Consider the following 18,325-nt stretch of genomic DNA (forward strand, 5'->3'; position numbering starts at 1 on the left):
GAGCAAAATCCAATTAAATTATCAGCTAAGCTGAAATAAAAAAGCCATAGGAGGCACAGTCATGTTTAACAAAGAAAAAGTAAAATTAGGAATTGCACCAATTGCATGGACCAACGATGATATGCCGGATTTAGGAAAAGAAAATACTTTTGAACAGTGCGTAAGTGAGATGGCACTTGCGGGATATACCGGTTCCGAAGTTGGAAATAAATATCCTGCAGATCCTGTTGTTTTGAAAAAGGCACTGGATCTTCGCGGAATCCAAATCTGTAATCAGTGGTTTTCCAGCTTTCTAACCACACAGCCTTATGAAGAGACCGAAAAAGCTTTTATTGAACAGGTGAAATTTTTACAGGCGATGGGTTCTAAGATCATCGGTGTGTCGGAGCAGGGACACAGTGTGCAGGGACAGCTGGAAACACCAATCTTTGGCTGTAAATACATCATGAATGATGAAGAATGGGATAAAGTCTGCACCGGATTAAATAAACTTGGTAAAATAGCAAAAGAATATGGAATTACTTTGACTTTCCACCATCATATGGGAACGGTTATCCAGGATCCGGACGAAGTGGAACGACTGATGGCAGGTACCGATCCGGAATATGTAAATCTCTTATTTGACAGCGGACATTTTACTTACTGCGGTGCTGACCCTCTTGAAATGGTTCAGAAATACAGCAACAGAATAAAACATGTGCATTTAAAAGATGTGCGCCCGGAAGTAGTTGAAAAGGTAAAAGCAGAGAAGTTAAGCTTCCTTGCAGGTGTCAGATTGGGAGCATTTACGGTTCCGGGAGACGGATGTATTGACTTTGATCCGATCTTCAAAGTGCTGGAAGATGCCGGATATGAAGGATACATGGTAGTAGAGGCTGAACAGGATCCTGCAAAAGCGAATCCATTGGAATATGCAATAAAAGCTAGAAAGTTCATTACTGAAAAGACAGGTCTGTAAGAATTATTCATTTAAAGAAAAGGAGAATTATCATGGTAAAAGTAGGTATTATAGGTGCAGGAAGAATTGGTAAAGTACATACAAAGAGTATTTGTAATCTGGTAAAAAATGCGGAAATTAAAACAATCGCAGATCCGTTTATGAATGAAGAGACGGACAAATGGGCACACAGCATGGGTGTGGCAAATACAACGAAAGACTACAAGGAAATCCTTGCAGATCCGGAGATTGATGCAGTGCTGATCTGCTCATCTACCAATACGCATTCCCCGATTTCCATTGAAGCAATCAAAGCCGGAAAACATGTTTTCTGTGAAAAACCCATCGATCATGATGTAGCTAAGATTAAAGAAGTAATGGATGCTTTAAAGGATTCTGACGTGAAATACCAGGTTGGATTTAACCGCAGATTTGACCATAACTTTGAAGCGGTAAAAAATGCCGTAACCGCAGGACAGATCGGCGATCCCCACATTATCAAAGTGACCAGCAGAGATCCGGAACCACCAAGTGCGGAATATGTAAAGGTATCAGGAGGAATTTTCCTGGATATGACCATCCATGATTTTGATATGGTTCGATTCCTGGCTGGTTGCGATGCAACAGAAGTTTATGTACAGTCTGCAGTTTTAGTGGATCCAAGTATTGGAGAAGCAGGCGATGTGGATACAGCTGTCATTACTCTTCAGATGGAAAACGGTGCCATTGCAGTCATTGACAATTCCAGAAAAGCAGCTTATGGATACGATCAGCGTGCAGAAGTATTTGGCTCTAAGGGTATGGTTGCAACGGTAAATGATACACAGTCCAGCGCAGTCATCAGCACAGCCGAAGGAGTAACCGGAGAAAAGCCGCTTTACTTCTTCCTGGAACGTTACATGGATTCCTTTGCGAAAGAAATGAATTGCTTTATAGATGCAATTGAAAATAATACGGATACACCTCTAGGAGTAGAAGACGGTTTGAAGCCGGTAATTATGGGATTGGCGGCGAAAAAATCAGTAGAAGAGCACAGACCGGTTAAGATTTCCGAGATTCAGTTATAGAACCAGTGATTATATGGAGCGTGCCAGAGCGTGTCTGAAAATTCATTCCTGCCATCTGCATGTCCCACTTTGCGGCATATTTGCCCCGAATTCAGGTTACGTAGCCCGCTACGCGCCCTTCATTCGGGACAAATCTCCCGCAAACAGTGACGCACAGCTGTCAGATAGCAATTTTCTGACACGCTCTAGGGCTTTGACTTCAGACACACTCCAGAGTCATATATGAACACCATATAAATGAAAGGAAGCGGATAGAATGAGTAAGGTATTTGGTTATCCAGGATTTAACGAGGCGGGAGAGAAGGTTCTCACTACCTATGACAATGATTATAAAGACATGATGATGGATATTCGTGTGTTCAAAATGAAAAAGGGCGATGTTAAGAAATTATTGAAGTCCGGGGAAGAGACTGCAGTGCTTTTGTTAAATGGCCGCATTACCATCAAGTGGGAAGAGAAGGAAAAGGAAGTCAGCAGAAAAGATGTGTTTACGGAAGGCCTCTGGTGCCTGCATGTGTGTAAAGGCGTGGAAGTCAGCGTAGAGGCTTCTATGGATACACAGATCCTTGTCCAGTCTACTTACAACGACAGAACCTTTGACAGTAAGTTCTACGGGCCTGAGGATGCTCCATGGATTTATTCCTGCAAGGGTAAGTTTGGAGATACGGCTGTTCGTCGTGTAAGTACTGTTTTTGATTACGAAACAGCGCCTTATTCCAATATGGTATTAGGAGAAGTATTAAATGACCGTGGTAACTGGTCGGGATACATTCCACATCAGCATCCCCAGCCGGAAACATATTACTTTCTGTTTGACCGTCCGGAAGGATTTGGTGCGAGTTTCATTGGGGATGAGGTCTATAAAATTAAAGACGGCAGTTTTTCCGCAATACCAGGGGGAAAGACACACCCACAGGCAGCGGCACCGGGATATCAGATGTATACCTGTTGGATGATCCGTCATCTGGAGGGGAATCCCTGGACGGACCGTATTGATGATGAGCGTTATACCTGGCTGTATGATGCAGAATTTTAGATATAAGTAGTTATATAGAAAGGCAGCCCCATTACCTGGTGGAAAGTCTGCGGTTAACCGGCTGCCGGACAGAGGAGAAAATGAAAGGTTGAAAGAATAAATAAGAAATGGAAGGATGCCACGCAGTGATTCTTTCAACCTGTTTAATTTGTGGCAGTATTACAGGCAAGCCTGGAATATGCAAGGGGAATAAAAATGGGAAGAGATTTTATCGTTCCGGGACAGATGATTACCGGTTCCGGCGCACTTACCATGGCAGAAGAAATTTTAAGAGGGTTTGGAAAAAAAGCGCTGATCATTACAGATAAAGTGATGATTCAGCTGGGAAATGCAGCGCATGTAGAAGAAGCCCTGAAAAACCAGGGAATAGAGTATGTAATATATTCCGAAATAGTGGGTGAGCCCACCGACAAAATGATTGAAAACGGGCTGAGTATGTATTTAAAAGAAAAATGTGATTTTCTGATTGCGCTGGGCGGAGGAAGCCCCATTGATTCCATGAAGGCAATCGGAGCGCTGGCAACAAACGGCGGCAAAATCGCTGACTATATGGGAAAAGTGATTAAAGTGCCCACACCTCCTATGGCGGCAATTCCCACAACAGCAGGTACCGGTTCTGAGGCAACGCAGTTTACCATTATTACGGATACAAAAAAAGATATTAAAATGCTATTAAAGGGTCAGGTATTGATGCCTGCTCTTGCAATTATAGATCCGCAGTTTACCATGACGGCACCTCCCAAGATAACGGCAGCTACCGGACTGGACGCATTAACCCATGCAATTGAAGCCTTTACCTCCAGAAAGGCACAGCCCCTTTCCGATACGTTTGCCCTTTCCGCAGTAAAGAGAATCTTTGCTTATCTGCCGGCAGCCTTCCGGGAGGGAACAGATCTAACGGCAAGAGAACAGATGTCTATCGCTTCACTGGAAGCAGGAATTGCATTTAATAATGCATCGGTTACGATTGTGCATGGCATGAGCCGTCCTATCGGAGCGCTGTTCCACATTGCACATGGTTTATCCAATGCGATGCTGTTAAAAGAATGTCTGGGTTTTGTGCTGGATGGGGCATATGACCGGTTTGGAGAACTGGGCAGGGCAGTGGGAGTCGCTACTGACCTGGATTCAGACGAAGCAGCAAGCTGGAATTTTTTAAAAGCAGTAGAAACCATTTGCAGAGAACTGGCAACACCAAGCTTCGAAGAATATGGCATCAATAAACAGGAGTTCATGAGTGTTGTGGAAAAAATGGCTCTGGATGCCATGGACAGCGGAAGTCCTCAAAATAGCAGAAAAGAAGTGAGTAAAGAAGATCTGGAGCAGATTTACCGCAATCTGTGGTAATAATCTGCAGGTAAATGCAAGGAAAGTAATCTTTTATGATTGATTTATCATATGAGATTACTTTCCTTTTTTAATGCTGCAGCGGCCAGCCCTTTAACAGGGGGGCTGCTCCAGTGACTGTATAAAAGCACTGGGTGACATCCCTTCATTATTTTTAAACACCCTGCTGAAATAAAGTGCATCTGTGTAACCAGTTTGTTCCGCAACATCTTTTAACAGAATCTGGGGATTTTTTATCATTAAACTTTTTGCCATTTCCAGTCGCAGTGAAGTAATGTATTTACTGGGTGAAATTCCAAAAGCTTCTTTGAAAAGGGTTGTGATATATTTTTCGTTATAGCCCCAGATATCGTAAAAGACTTTGTAGGTGATCTGCTGTGTAAAGTTTTTATCCAGATACGCGCGAATGTCATCTACCAGCTGAGAGGAGGATTTTTTTTGCTGTATGTGTTCCGGGAACAATATTTTAGTCAATTCAAGCAGAAGGTTCTCAAATAACTCTTCGTAGGAATCGGAAGAGGCAATGATTTCGGTTGGATCGAACAAAATCTGGGATGCATTAGGACTTACGTGAATAGCGGCACTTGCTATATGGCGTACGTCTGCGAGCAGCTGGAATTGGGTAGTATCCGATTCCTGCCACCATGCTGTCATTTGGGAAAGGATATTTTTTAGTTCATTTTCAGTAGTGCCGGGCCTGAATTTTCCGGCCAGTGCAACGATGTTATCAGAAATTTCTATGGCATTTTTCTTAGTACAGGCATCATCCTGGATTAAAAAACTGTTTTTGCCAAAGGGCAAATGAAACAGGGTAAACAGGTAAGCATTTTGCATTAAATCTTTAATCTCTTCGCCGCTATGAACAACGGCAGATAAAACAAAATTCACGTAGGTGTCTGATTTTTGGGCATTTTCCCGGATCTCCCGGACCACCGGAAGAATGTCCATTTTCTTATCTGAAGGAGTGACAATGGCATAGACGAATTCATTATAGTAATTACCCCGGAAGGAATAAACCGGGAGTTGGTATTTTTCGATAATGCCATCTAAAAATGAAGTATCCAGATTCCTTACAATTTCGCCGGACAGATTGAATTCGGAATAAGTATTATTGACAATGGAGCCATAATAAGAAAACAACAGGTGAAGGCTGCAGTGTGCCAGAGGATTAAAAGTAAAATCCGTAAGCACTCTTTTGAAAAAGCAGGAGCGGATATATTCCATCTGTACCTGAGAGCTTTTGCTATTAATTTCCTGTTTCATTCCGTTTAAAAGTTTTGCTAATTCTTCCGGATCCACAGGCTTTAACAGGTAGTCAGATACACCCAGTGTAATTGCTTTTTTTGCATACTCAAATTCTGCAAATCCGGTTAAAATTACGAACTTTGCAGTGGAATTTTGTTTTTTAGCTTCAGCGATCAGTGTCAATCCATCCATCAGCGGCATTTTGATATCTGTGATTACGATGTGCGGGTGGTGTTCCTGAATCAAATTCAGGGCATTTTCTCCGTCAAATGCAGTGCCGGATATGATAAATTTGTCAGATATCATGGTTATTGCTGCACAAATCCCTCTTAAAATAGCAGGTTCATCTTCAGCAATTATTATTTTAATTTGATTCATCATCAATAAATCCTCCAATCTCAATTGTAGTCAGATTATCTTCTGTCTGTATATGAAAATATTCCAGTCCCCGGTAATAGATAGAGAGGCGCAGAATTGTATTTTCTAATCCAAACCCCTGTTGTTCCAGATTGCTTTCCACCTCCCGCCCTTCCAGAAAGGCTTTTTTAAACTGATCGAACCGGTTGTAGAGCTGGTTGATTTTTTCCTGATTAAATGGCTGCCCATTGTTGGATACAGCTGCCAGCCACCGATTCTCCCTGCGATAGGATCGGATATGGATTTTCCAGACCGGTGGAACATTTTGGAAGCCGTGCTGGAAACAATTTTCAATAATCGGCTGCAGGATTAATTTCGGAACATTGATATCATCCAGGGTAGGATCCAGATCCCAGCTGTAATCCAACATATGCTCGTGCCTCATTTTCATAATATAGAGATAACTTTTTATGTTATCAAACTCATCTTTCAGACGAACGGTCCGATGGTTGAAGTTGATAGAATAGCGCAGCAGGTTAGCCAGTTCCGTACACATTTTAGGAACGGTCGTATTGCCCTGTTCTAAACCGTAGGCGCCGATTACAGACAGGGTATTATATAGAAAATGTGGATTCAGCTGGGCTTCCATTGCATCAAAATGAGCTTTTACCGCCCGTTCACGTATCTCCATGATATGAATATTCTGAAGCCGCATTTTATTCAGGATTTCTTCAATACCGCTGGTCAGTACCACAATTTCATTATTGCTGGACTGGATATCTAAGTGGATATCCTGGTTTAATTCCAGGTGGTATAAATTATTTCGGAGGGTGCGAAGGGGCTGAGTCAGGTTCCTGGTAATAATAAAAAGGAAGAGCAGTAATATGATGAATGCGGCTATGTAAGATAAAATGATGGTTTTCGCCATGGAATTCACCTGCATGGTGTAAGTATGGATATCTCTTTTGATGAGGATTGTCCATCCGGTTAATTCCGAATGGCTGTATGCCATCAATGAATTTTTATCTGCATAATAATATCCGATGGGCTGTTCAAAGGTTTCCCCTTTGTAAAGCTCTTTTATCTGGTTGTCAGGGGTGTCGGGTATATTATGATAGAGCAGTTTCCCGGAATCATCCAGTAATAATAGCTGATAAGTGTCGTCGCTGTTGGGGAGCTTTAAAAGCTCGTCTAATTCCTCGGCTTCTATATTATATTCCAGTACTCCGTAGGTGTGGTAAGTATCCCGGATGGGCCTTGACACTGTCAGCGTCAGATGAGCATCTGAGGACCAGTAATCCGGATGGGGTGGAAAATATAACTTATATTTTTTCGTAGTTAAAGCTTCCCGAACTGTGGGTATGTCCCGGATTTCATCTTTTGTCATTGGTTTGGAATTGAGAGACTGCTGGTTAATCTGCGTCCCCAGGTAATCGTAATAGCGGCTGATGTAATGAATGCTGCGATTTGCCTTCGTGGTAGCCAGCACAGACAGCAGTATCCCATCTACATCAGAAGTGATGGTGGGATGCTGAAGAAAATAGTTATAGGGTGTCTCAGGTATATGAAATACGATGTCCGTGAATGCCTTTGAGGCATGGAGCGTCACCAGGTCTTTGTCCACATTGACCAGCATATCTTCAATTCTGGACTGAATCAGGTTCAGGGAGTCCAGGCTGTTGGATTGAAGATTGTTCTGCAAAAGCCGGTTGTTATACTGGAAAAAGAAGGTGCCGCTTGCAAATAAAATCAAGGTAACAATCAGACTGAAAGATAAATATAACTTATAATGATACGGCAATTTTTGCATCATGGGGAACACCTCGTTCTTATTAATCCTTTTTGCCAGATGAAGCAGCAAAAATTTAATAATTTTAAGATAATCATACCACTAAGACCGAGGTTTTTGAAGACTTTATTTAAATTGTTCATATCTTGAATGTGATCTTTGCTGTAAGTTTGTGGGGGTAACCTTTCCGACATAGGGCATCTATCCCGCAGAGATATGTGCAACAGAAACAAACGCTTGATGTATAAATTATTCCCGCACCTATCGGGGATTCAGGGTTTATTGGTAAACAAACCGCATTTATATTAGGTGGAGTTCCAGAAACATACGGGGAATATTAAAGAGTATTATAATTAAATTAATAAAAGGTTAGAACGGCTGGTCTCTCACATAGTCGTTCTGGCCTTTATTTTTGTATGGACGTTGTTGATACAATTATAAAAAATAGGAATATTGTCCATGTAAAGTCTTCCCTTTATCTATTCTAGTTTGCCGGATCTTTTGTTACAATAAATTTACAAAGAAACGAAAGAATGGGAGGAAATAAGAATGAGAAACAAAAAAACAAAGGTTTTATGTTCGGCAATTGCAATTTCCATAACAGCCGCTATGTTGGCAGGGTGTGGCGGGAACACAGGTGAGACGAAAGAAGGAACAAAGGCAGAGACAAAGCAGGAGACAAAAGCGGCAGATACCGATGAGGGCACAAAAGCAGCGGATACCAAGGCAGAAGAAAGCAAGGATGCAAAGAAAGAAGGCGGCATTACCTTAACGCTCTATGGAAATGCCGGAGATACCCAGAGACCGTTCATGCAGAATATTTTTAAACTGTATGAAGAAAAGACGGGAAACAAAATTGATGTTCAGGGAATCGATACGGATAATTTTGAAAACGTAGCGCTGACAAAATTCCAGACAGGTGATATCCCGGATTTATTCATGCATTTTGGCGGTTATGGCCTGGATGCTTATAACCCGAAAGAAAACTTTGTAGATTTTACGGATGCAAAATGGGTTTCGGATATTCAGGATAACGTACTGCCTCAGACAAAACGTGATGATGTAGTCTATGGACTTCCTTTCTGGGAAGCATCTTTATCCGGTACATTTTATAATAAGAAAATATTCGAAGAGCAGGGGATAGAAGTGCCAAAAACCCAGGAAGAATTTAACCAGGTCTGCCAGAAACTCATGGATGCAGGGATTACGCCTATGTACATGGCAGTGAAAGATGTATGGCCTATGCTTTATCAGTTTGGTATGGATCCGATCTTCCAGAATGAAGATAACTTAAAGAAGATCAATTCAAACCAGATAAAATACGCAGACATACCGGAAATGACAGATTTGGCAAACTGGTATAAAACCTCAGCAGATAAAGGATACTTTGGTAAATCATATAATACCGATACCTGGGATTACGCCTCAGAAGTATTGGGAAATGGGGAAGCTGCAATGATGTTAGGCTGGGATACCTGGCTGTATACGGATTATGACAGTGAATCCTATACTTATAAAGCAGATGATTTTGGAATTATGCCTGCATTTGTGGGTACTACCAAGGAAGGTACTTTTGAAGGGCCAAACTGCAGCCTGATGCTGGCGAATAAAAATGGTAAGAATGTGGACGCAGCTATTGATTTTATAAACTTTATGGCGGATCCGGAAAATTACAACGTGGCATTTGACGGCATTTCAACGGCGCCTTGTTTTAAAGGACAGACAACAATTAAAACAACTCCCCAGTATGATGCAGCAGTTGACTGGGTTGCAGAAGTTGGCAGACCATCCATTGCAAATCCTGAAATTATAGGTTTTTCCCAGAATGACGGCGGAAAATGTATTCAGGAACTGTTAGTTGGAAATGTAGATGCTGCAGGCTGTCTGAAAATGATGGATGATGCCCGTATTAAAGTGGCAACAGCACAGCAGGTTGAAGGATTTAAATAAACCGGAACATAATAGTAAGGGATAAGAGCCCGGGATTCCCGGGCCCTGCTTCTCTGACTCTGGAGAGCCCCAAGGAAATGCAGAAAGGAGCATTTATGAATACAAAGAAGATTTATCCTACTTATATGCTGATTGTACCTTTGGCTGTGTTCGGTTTGTTTTTTATACTTCCGTCTACGATCGGTTATCTATATGCTTTTACAGACTGGAGTTCGTATGTCAGTGATGTAAAATTTGTTGGTATTAAGAATTTCATCGAGGTTATAACGGAGAAGACGGTTCCTACTGCATTTGTAAATACCCTGATTTTTGCAGGTGCAAAAACAGTGATTGTAACCGTTTTGGGGTTTGTGTTTGCACTGGTTTTAAACCGGAAATTAAAGACCAGAAATTTAATCCGTACAGTATATTTCGTACCGGCTATTTTATCAGCTTTAATCGTGGGTTTAATATTCAATGCACTATTTGAAGCCCGATATGGAACCATCAATAACCTGCTTCGCAGTATAGGTCTGGAACAGTTTGCCATTCAGTGGCTGGGAAGCCGCGGGCCTGCTATTTTTACAATTTCCATAGCAGAGATCTGGAGAAACCTGGGATATGCAATTGTAATTACACTGGCGGGTTTACAGTCCGTTTCTTCTGATTACATAGAAGCGGCAAAAGTGGATGGCGCTTCCGGATGGCAGATGTTCCGCAAGATTACCCTTCCGCTGATTATGCCGTCAGTAAATGTCAACATATTATTCAGCCTTATTTACGGACTTAAGATGTTTGATCTGGTTTACGTTATGACTTCCGGAGGACCGGGTTACGATACGGAGACTTTCGGAACGCTGATGATGAATGAAATGGCAAGAGGGCGTTATTCCCATTCCGTTGCGATAAATCTTATTTTCACCGTAATTCTTGTAATTGTGGCAATTGCTTACCAGAAATTTAGTGAAAGGTGGGAGAATGTAGAATGAGTAAGAAGACAAAACGAATTAATATTCTGATTGAAATTATAATGTGGCTTCTTAGTATCGTCGTGATTTACCCCCTTTTGATGGTAGTGATTACATCCTTTAAGCCAAAAGGAGAAGCCAGTTACCTGAATATCAATTTTCCAACTGCATGGGCATTTGATAATTATGCAGAAGTTTGGGAGCAGGGACATATTCCCAGGGCATTTTTTAACAGTATGTTTATAACCGTATTATCCGTTTTGCTGGTTCTGGTGCTGGCATCTGTTTTCAGCTATGTACTGGTGAGGAGAAATACCAAAGCCTGCCGGATTATATCAAAATGCATGACTTTTGGTATTATTGCCCCATTTGCGGCGCTGCCCACGATTCAGATGCTGAAATATATGGGCTTATACGGTTCCAGAATATCCATGGTCTTTGTCTATGGAGCGTTGTATCTTCCGTTTTCAACAATGCTGTATTCCAGCTTTATCAAAGGGATTCCAAAGGAATTGGATGAAGCAGCTGTAATTGACGGCTCAAAGGGCGGTAAACTTTTCTGGCAGATTGTTTTTCCGCTGTTAAAACCGGTGACGGCAACAACCGGAATACTGAATTTTATGTGGGTTTGGAATGATTTTCAATATCCGATGTATCTATTGAATTCATCCAGTAAGTGGACTCTGCCACTGTCCGTATATAATTTCTATGGTCAGTACAGCCGCAGCTGGAACCTTGTTTGTGCTGATATGGTATTGGTGTCCATACCGGTTGTGATTGTATATATATTTGCACAGAAATATATTATAGCGGGTATGACGGCAGGAGCTGTAAAGGGATAGGTGCGCCCAGGAAAGGGCGGATAGTTTAGCATGTAAGAAAGGAAAAGGTATGTGTAACCTTTTGGTGCAGTAATGAAAAAATTATATGATGGAACATGGGACTCCATAAGAACCCATGAATTGCCAAAGTGGTACCAGGATTGTAAGCTGGGGATTTTTATACATTGGGGAATTTATTCCGTGCCGGCTTTTGCTCCAAGGACATGGGAATTGGGAGAAGTACCGGGAGATGAGCAGTGGTTTTGCAATAATCCTTATGCGGAATGGTACTATAATTCCGTAAATGTAGGGCAGGGACCTACTTACGATCATCATTTGAAGACATACGGAAAGGATTTTGCCTATGAAGATTTCCTGCCCATGTGGAAGGCAGAAAACTGGAAGCCGGCTAACTGGGCGAAGCTGTTTAAAGAGGCAGGGGCAAAATATATTGTACTGGTTACGAAACATCATGACGGATTTTGTCTGTTTCCAAGTGCATATACCGATTACACTGCCATAAATAAAGGTCCGAAAAGAGATATTGTAGGAGAACTGACCAGAGCAGTCAAAGAGGAAGGGTTAAAAATGGGTCTTTATTATTCCGGAATTATAGACTGGAGATTTGCCCATGATCCTATTTATAAAGAGGAAGATAATTTTCATAAAGCCTGCCCCACACATGAATATGCGGATTATGCATATAAACAGGCAATGGAACTTATGGACCGCTATCATCCGTCTGTCTTCTGGAATGATATCGGGTGGCCGAAACAAGGGGAAGAGATGCTGCCCCATTTATTATCCCACTATTACAATACGGTGGAGGATGGTGTGGTTAATGATCGGTTTAATGGTCTTTATAAAGACTTTGGAACAAAAGAATATAAATATGGCGAAGCGGTAAGAGAAGAAAAATGGGAGATGTGCAGAGGTATGGGACTATCATTCGGATATAATGCAAATGAGGGTGATGACCAGCTGATCAGTACCGCTGATCTTATCAGTCTGCTGGTAAGTACCGTAGCCAATAACGGGAACCTGTTAATCAATATCGGACCAAAGGCAGATGGCACAATTCCTCCGGAGCAGGAAAAAAGGCTGCAAATGCTGGGACAATGGTTAAAAACAAATGGAGAAGCCATCTATGGAACTGCCTGCAGCAAAAGGCACTCCCATACTGCATCTAATGGAATAGAGGTACATTATACAAAAAAAGGAGAAGATCTGTACATACTGCTGGATCACTGTCCCAAAGAAAGTTTTACAATTTCCATTCCTGAACTGGATCAGGTTCCGAAGCCACTCAATGAGAGTATCCATATCAGCGGACATAAAGTTGGGGAACATATGGAAATCACAGTCTTTAACCACAGGGTAGAAGACTATGTAATCGGATTGCTGGTTTCACAGGCGGAAATATAGATCTATACAAATTTAGATAAGTTTTTTCCACCCGTCTTAGAATATTGGAATTGCCCTGAATATTCTTTGATCTTATAATATTTATTATAACAATCAAAGGAAGGGGATAAGGCTATGAAATGGAAAAAAGTGTTGTCTGTATTGCTGTCTGCCGCTATGATAATGGGTACGGTATCACCGGGACTTGAAGTACGGGCTGCCGAGGATGCAGTCAGCAATGTAGCGGATAGCAATAGCAGTATAGAAGACAACTATGCTGAAGAAGCAGGCAGTGATGCAGAAAATGAAAACAGCAGTGAACAGGAAACAAATGGCGGTGCAACAGAGGCCGACAGTATCGGAAATGAAATCCTTGATGTACAAGAGGAAGACAGTATCGGAAAAGAAACCGGCGGTGTACAAGAGGAAGACAATACCGGTAAAGAATCCGGAGACGTAAAAGAGCAGGGGAAAATCGTATATTATGATTTTCAAAGCTATGACTCCACAATTATTAATGATGCTTCCGGAAATGGGAAAGCCGGTGTTGTTCGAAACTATGATGCAGGAGGATTTCGCATCATTGATACCAATATCTATGGGAAAGATGTTAAGGCACTATCACTTCCCGGGGGATCTGATGGAGGCTATCTGGAACTTCCGGTAGGCTTGCTGGATGGAGAAGAAAGCGTTACCATCAGTACCTGGGTGAAGCTTCTAACCGATACCGGTTACCAGAGGATCTGGGATCTGGGATCCGGCACAAGCTCCTATATGTATCTTTTATCTGACGGAGCAAATGATGGTTTTAAAGGATACAGTGCAGCCATAACCACAGGAGGCTGGAGCAGGGAGCAGGGAGTATCCAAAGGGAGCAATGTAGATAAAAACAGATGGGTACTGACCACAGTAGTCATTGATGGCACCAATATGTCCCTGTATGAAAATGGATCTCTGGTGGAAACAAAGGATACCGGAATTTCGTTAAAAGATATGGGACACACTACCCAGAATTATATTGGTTATGGACAATTTGGTGATGATCCTACTAATGCACAGTACGCAGAATTTGAGATTTATAATTATGCAATGAATGCGGAACAGGTAGCCGCTATGTATGACGTGGATGATACCGGAATTGTGAATGGGGATGCAGCAGCGCTTAACTTGGGAGATCTCACTGCAGTTACCGCAGATCTGTCTCTGCCGGCAGCTGGAGAAAACGGATCCGTGATTGAATGGACCAGTTCTGACCCGGCGGTCATTGCCAATGACGGAAAAGTAGTCCGGCCGGCTGCAGGAGAACCGGATGCGCAGGTAACCCTCACCGCAACCGTAAAGTATCAGGAGGCAAGTGCTACAAAAGAATTCCGGGCAGTGGTACCTGCCATGCTTGGTGACAAAGCTATTGTAGCGCAGGATCTGGCTGAAATAAACCTGGTGGATTTAGACAGCGTGGTATCTAATCTGCAGCTGCCCACAGAAGGGAAAAATGGATCCGTAATTACCTGGGAAAGTTCCAGGCCGGATGTTATAGCCAACGATGGAAAAGTAATCCGTCCAGCGGCAGGACAGCCGGATGTGGAAGTATTGCTGACGGCTTCTGCCAGCTTTAAGACAGCTTCCGGCAATAAGGTATTTACCGCAACGGTTCTTGCAGAGGATGAGGAGGTTACCATCACGAACTATGAACCTGTCTATGTAACCACGAAAGCAGGTAATGTACCTTCCCTTCCTGATTCCATAAAGGTAACTTACAGCAACGGTAAGGCAGGCAAAGTCAAAACGGTATGGAATACACCGGATAAAGGCGACTATGCTCAGCCTGGGAAATTTGAGGTAAAGGGCAGATTACTGGGTACAAAACAGGTAATTAAAGCAGAAGTAACTGTTGTAGAACAGCTTGATTCCGATATTGTACTTCAGGCAGAAGGATTTGATCTGAATGATATCACATTGGATGGTGATTCCATACTGACCCAGAACAGAAGCAGAACCCTGGAATACCTGAAACTTCTGGATAATGACAGAATGCTTTATAATTTCCGCAAGACTTTTGGCGCAGATACCAAAGGTGCTGCACCACTGGGAGGCTGGGACGAGCCAACCGGACTGTTAAGAGGGCATTCTACCGGTCACTATCTGTCGGCATTATCACTGGCATATGCATCCACAAAAGATGCAGAGATAAAAGAAAAGCTGGATGAAATGATCCATGAGCTGCGCAGCCTGCAAATGCTTTCCCAGGGAGATCCCGCAGCATTTAAGACAAAGGGTACGGATCAGAAAGTGTGGAATACAAATCCCCGGGAGTGGGGCGAAGGTTTTATCAGTGCTTATTCACCCGATCAGTTCGCGCTGCTAGAGCAGTATACGCCGTATGCCACTATATGGGCACCTTACTATACGCTCCATAAGATTATCGCAGGTTTTCTGGATGCATACACTTATGCAGGAAATGAAGAAGCATTAGAAGCGGCAAAAGCACTTGGCAAATGGGTATATCAGCGTCTCAGCGCGTGCTCCCAGGAGCAGCTTACCAAGATGTGGGATATGTATATTGCAGGTGAGCTTGGGGGATTTAATGAATCCATGGCAAAATTATATGAACTGACTGGTGACGAGGATTACTTAAAAGGTGCCAGACTTTTTGATAACACCAAATTCTTTGACAATTTAAGTAAAAATGTTGACGATATCCAGGGGCGTCATGCCAACCAGCATATTCCCCAGATCATTGGAGCTATGGAAGTTTATCAGGCAACAGTTCAGGCAGGGCAGGAAGAACCCTACTATTTCCATGTGGCCAGCAATTTCTGGGATATGGTAGTTTCCAGATATGCCTATTCCATCGGAGGTGTAGGTACCGGTGAAAACTTTAAAGAACCATATAAGCAGGCAGAGTATATTAACGGAGATCGAAATTGTGAAACCTGCGCCGCTTATAATATGCTGAAACTTACGAAAATGCTGTATCAGTATGACGCAGATAATGCAAAATACATGGATTATTATGAAAGAACTCTGTACAATCAGATTATTGCATCCCAGAATCCAAATGTGACGGAAAAAATGCATAATGGAACTACATATATGCTTCCGATTGGACCTGGTGTTCGTAAAGATTACGGCGGAGATTACGATTCCTTTACCTGCTGCCACGGCACCGGTATGGAGAATCACATAAAATATCAGGAAGCTGCCTATTACCAGGATGATACTACCATGTATGTTAACCTGTATCTGCCATCCAGCGTTACATGGCAGGAAAAGGGGGTTACGGTAACCCAGGATACGGAATTCCCTTCCGAGGTTACCACACTGACTGTTGCTAAGACCCAGGGGCAGACAGCATCTGCATTTGATATGAAGCTGAGAGTCCCTTACTGGGCAGAACAGGGATTTGAGGTTACCGTAAATGGAAATAAGCAGATCGAACAGGCAGAACCAAGCTCCTATGTAACCTTAAATGGTGTAAAAGCAGGAGATGTGATCATGATCCGTACACCTTATGGATACCATCTTGACAAAACCCCGGATCAGCTGAGTGGTGCTGACGTGGCAAGTCTGATGTACGGACCGTTTGTTATGGTTGCTAAATCCGATTCCAGTAAATGGAAAACACTGGTATTATCCAATGTACTGGATCGTTCGATTAAAAAAGCAGAAGAAGAAAAGGTTCCTACCCTTGTTACAAACGGATTGACATTCCGCCCGATGTATGATGCATCCGATTACGCTTACCATACGTATTTTAAAATCATGTCGGGAGAAGGCAGCGGTGCTTATTATGAAGTAAACATCAGTAATTCCACACCGGAACGGGGAAGCTTTGAAGTGAACTCCGAGCTGGTAAAAGAAGGCAGTGACCTGATTATTACGGCAAAGCCCAATGAAGGATATAAAGTAAAGAAGCTGATGGTTGACGGGCAGCTGGTAACTATCGGTGCAGACAATACTTACACGGTAAAAAATGTACAGAAGAATACGGAAATTTCTGGATCATTTGCCCTTATTAATCCGCCGGCACAGGATAACAGTGCCGTAGAACAGACAGCAACAGTCAGTGCCCATTTTACAGCGGGGTGGGAAAATTTAAATGGAATAAAAAATCAAAAATTTAATCCTGCCGTTTCAAATGGTGGAATGGGAAAAGGATGGGGAAACTGGCCGCAGTCCAAAGGAGCACAGTGCTGGGTTGAGTATGAGTGGGATGCTCCGGTAACCATCAATGGAAGCAGTATTTTCTGGTATGATGACGGTGCAGACACCAGAGTTCCCGGAGAAATCAAATTTCAGTATGAAGATGAAAATGGAAGTGTTCAGGAAGCGGTGCTGACTTCAGATCCGGGAAAAGCAAAGAATATTGACCAATATAATCCTTTTACATTTAATACGTTTACCACAACCAGATTACGTCTGCAAATGACAGTAGCGGATAATGCAGCTGCTATCGGTATCTATCGCTGGGTTGTTACTTATGAAGATAATGAAAAACCTGTAGTAAATACTGCCAAATTAGCAGAAGCGATTGCAAAAGCAGAAGCAATGGATACCAAAGCTTATACAGACGCATCCGCAGCAGAATTAAAACGGGTGATCGAGGAAGTGAAAGGTCTTTTATCCAAAGAAGATATTACCGTAGAACAAGTAGAAGAAGGCTGTAAGAAGCTGGAAAATGCAGTGAATGGATTAGTTCTGAAACCCGTAGTAAAACCGGTGGACAAGAGCCGCCTGGTTTCCCTGGTGAGTGCATGCAATAAAGAAAAACAGGATAATTATACGAAAGCCAGCTGGGATCAATTTATAAAAGCTTTAAACAGTGCCAAAGTCATCCTGGGAAAAGCAAATGCATCACAGCAGGAGGTAGATAATATTCTGAAAACACTGACTTCATCTAAAGATAAACTTGTGAAGATAAAAATAGTGTCCACAAAGAAATTGACTATCGGGAAAAAAGAAAAAATTAAATTGTCTGCGTCCGGATATACCTTCAGCATTAAAAAAGGCAAAGGTGTTGTAACCGTAAACAAAAAGGGACAGGTACAGGGCAAAAAGACAGGAAAAGCAGTGATTCATGCAGTCAGCAAAAGCGGTAAGATGAAGGTATGGAACATAACCGTTAAGAAAGCTCCGTCCCAGATCGTAAAACTGAATAAGAAGAGCATAACTATAAAGAAAGGGAAAAAGTTTACAATTAAAGTAACACTTCCAAAGAATACAGCCAGTTACCGGTATACTTTCAAGACTACAAATAAAAAGATTGCAAGTGTCAGTTCATCCGGTGTAATCAAGGCGAAAAGAAAAGGCAGCTGTAAGATCTGGGTGTATACATTCAATGGAAAGAAAAAAGAAATCCGGGTTCAGGTAAAATAGCCGGGGGTAATGGAATAGCGTTTAATAAACAGACAGGTCAGGATAAATA

Annotated in this window: 13 protein-coding genes; 10 read left to right on the top strand and 3 right to left on the bottom strand. The window is 42.3% G+C overall.

Features of this window, described 5'->3' with window-relative positions:
- Window positions 1–61 precede the first annotated feature (61 nt).
- Together iolE and iolG are read left to right on the top strand one after the other, a co-directional pair.
- Complete coding sequence (iolE, locus tag RHS_RS06280) at window positions 62–958, top strand: myo-inosose-2 dehydratase (protein ID WP_027296991.1); 897 nt, start codon at window positions 62–64, stop codon at window positions 956–958.
- A 32-nt stretch (window positions 959–990) separates the two neighbouring features.
- The gene (gene iolG, locus RHS_RS06285; protein WP_027296992.1) at window positions 991–2,004 is read left to right on the top strand and encodes an inositol 2-dehydrogenase; all 1,014 of its coding nucleotides are present in this window, start codon (window positions 991–993) and stop codon (window positions 2,002–2,004) included.
- Here iolG and RHS_RS30330 read toward each other — a convergent pair.
- Window positions 1,979–2,095: a DUF6783 domain-containing protein gene (locus RHS_RS30330; RefSeq protein WP_395021679.1), complete on the bottom strand. Its 117-nt coding sequence runs from the start codon at window positions 2,093–2,095 to the stop codon at window positions 1,979–1,981. The two genes, iolG and RHS_RS30330, sit on opposite strands and share 26 nt — an antisense overlap.
- Here RHS_RS30330 and RHS_RS30335 point away from each other — a divergent pair.
- From RHS_RS30335 to RHS_RS06295, 3 genes are all read left to right on the top strand, one after another.
- Window positions 2,045–2,230, top strand: a complete 186-nt coding sequence (locus tag RHS_RS30335) for a DUF6783 domain-containing protein (RefSeq protein WP_395021681.1) — start codon at window positions 2,045–2,047, stop codon at window positions 2,228–2,230. The genes RHS_RS30330 and RHS_RS30335 overlap by 51 nt on opposite strands.
- Window positions 2,231–2,260: 30 nt before the next feature.
- The gene (locus RHS_RS06290) at window positions 2,261–3,040 is read left to right on the top strand and encodes a 5-deoxy-glucuronate isomerase (protein ID WP_047832663.1); all 780 of its coding nucleotides are present in this window, start codon (window positions 2,261–2,263) and stop codon (window positions 3,038–3,040) included.
- A 195-nt stretch (window positions 3,041–3,235) separates the two neighbouring features.
- A complete protein-coding gene (locus tag RHS_RS06295) occupies window positions 3,236–4,387 on the top strand; it encodes an iron-containing alcohol dehydrogenase (protein WP_027296994.1) in 1,152 nt (383 codons plus the stop codon).
- Window positions 4,388–4,480: 93 nt separating this feature from the next.
- Here RHS_RS06295 and RHS_RS06300 read toward each other — a convergent pair whose 3' ends face one another.
- Window positions 4,481–6,013: a response regulator gene (locus RHS_RS06300; RefSeq protein WP_047832664.1), complete on the bottom strand. Its 1,533-nt coding sequence runs from the start codon at window positions 6,011–6,013 to the stop codon at window positions 4,481–4,483.
- The gene (locus tag RHS_RS06305) at window positions 5,997–7,802 is read right to left on the bottom strand and encodes a sensor histidine kinase (RefSeq protein ID WP_047832665.1); all 1,806 of its coding nucleotides are present in this window, start codon (window positions 7,800–7,802) and stop codon (window positions 5,997–5,999) included. Before RHS_RS06305 ends, RHS_RS06300 begins: the two co-directional genes overlap by 17 nt.
- A 525-nt stretch (window positions 7,803–8,327) precedes the next feature.
- On the opposite strand from RHS_RS06305, the gene RHS_RS06310 reads away from it, so the two are divergent.
- The 5 genes from RHS_RS06310 to RHS_RS30340 all read left to right on the top strand — a co-directional run bounded on the left by RHS_RS06310 (window position 8,328) and on the right by RHS_RS30340 (window position 18,276).
- Window positions 8,328–9,728, top strand: a complete 1,401-nt coding sequence (locus RHS_RS06310) for an ABC transporter substrate-binding protein (protein ID WP_044289794.1) — start codon at window positions 8,328–8,330, stop codon at window positions 9,726–9,728.
- A gap of 95 nt (window positions 9,729–9,823) precedes the next feature.
- Complete coding sequence (locus tag RHS_RS06315) at window positions 9,824–10,696, top strand: carbohydrate ABC transporter permease (RefSeq protein WP_044294404.1); 873 nt, start codon at window positions 9,824–9,826, stop codon at window positions 10,694–10,696.
- The gene (locus RHS_RS06320; protein ID WP_047832666.1) at window positions 10,693–11,517 is read left to right on the top strand and encodes an ABC transporter permease subunit; all 825 of its coding nucleotides are present in this window, start codon (window positions 10,693–10,695) and stop codon (window positions 11,515–11,517) included. The genes RHS_RS06315 and RHS_RS06320 overlap by 4 nt, the downstream gene beginning before the upstream one ends.
- Window positions 11,518–11,589: 72 nt before the next feature.
- Window positions 11,590–12,921: an alpha-L-fucosidase gene (locus RHS_RS06325; RefSeq protein WP_027297001.1), complete on the top strand. Its 1,332-nt coding sequence runs from the start codon at window positions 11,590–11,592 to the stop codon at window positions 12,919–12,921.
- A gap of 114 nt (window positions 12,922–13,035) precedes the next feature.
- On the top strand, window positions 13,036–18,276 hold the full coding sequence (locus tag RHS_RS30340; RefSeq protein ID WP_395021551.1) for a beta-L-arabinofuranosidase domain-containing protein: 5,241 nt from the start codon (window positions 13,036–13,038) through the stop codon (window positions 18,274–18,276).
- Window positions 18,277–18,325: the final 49 nt, after the last annotated feature.

The sequence above is a fragment of the Robinsoniella sp. RHS genome (assembly GCF_001029355.1).
GTDB classification, from domain to species: domain Bacteria; phylum Bacillota; class Clostridia; order Lachnospirales; family Lachnospiraceae; genus Robinsoniella; species Robinsoniella peoriensis.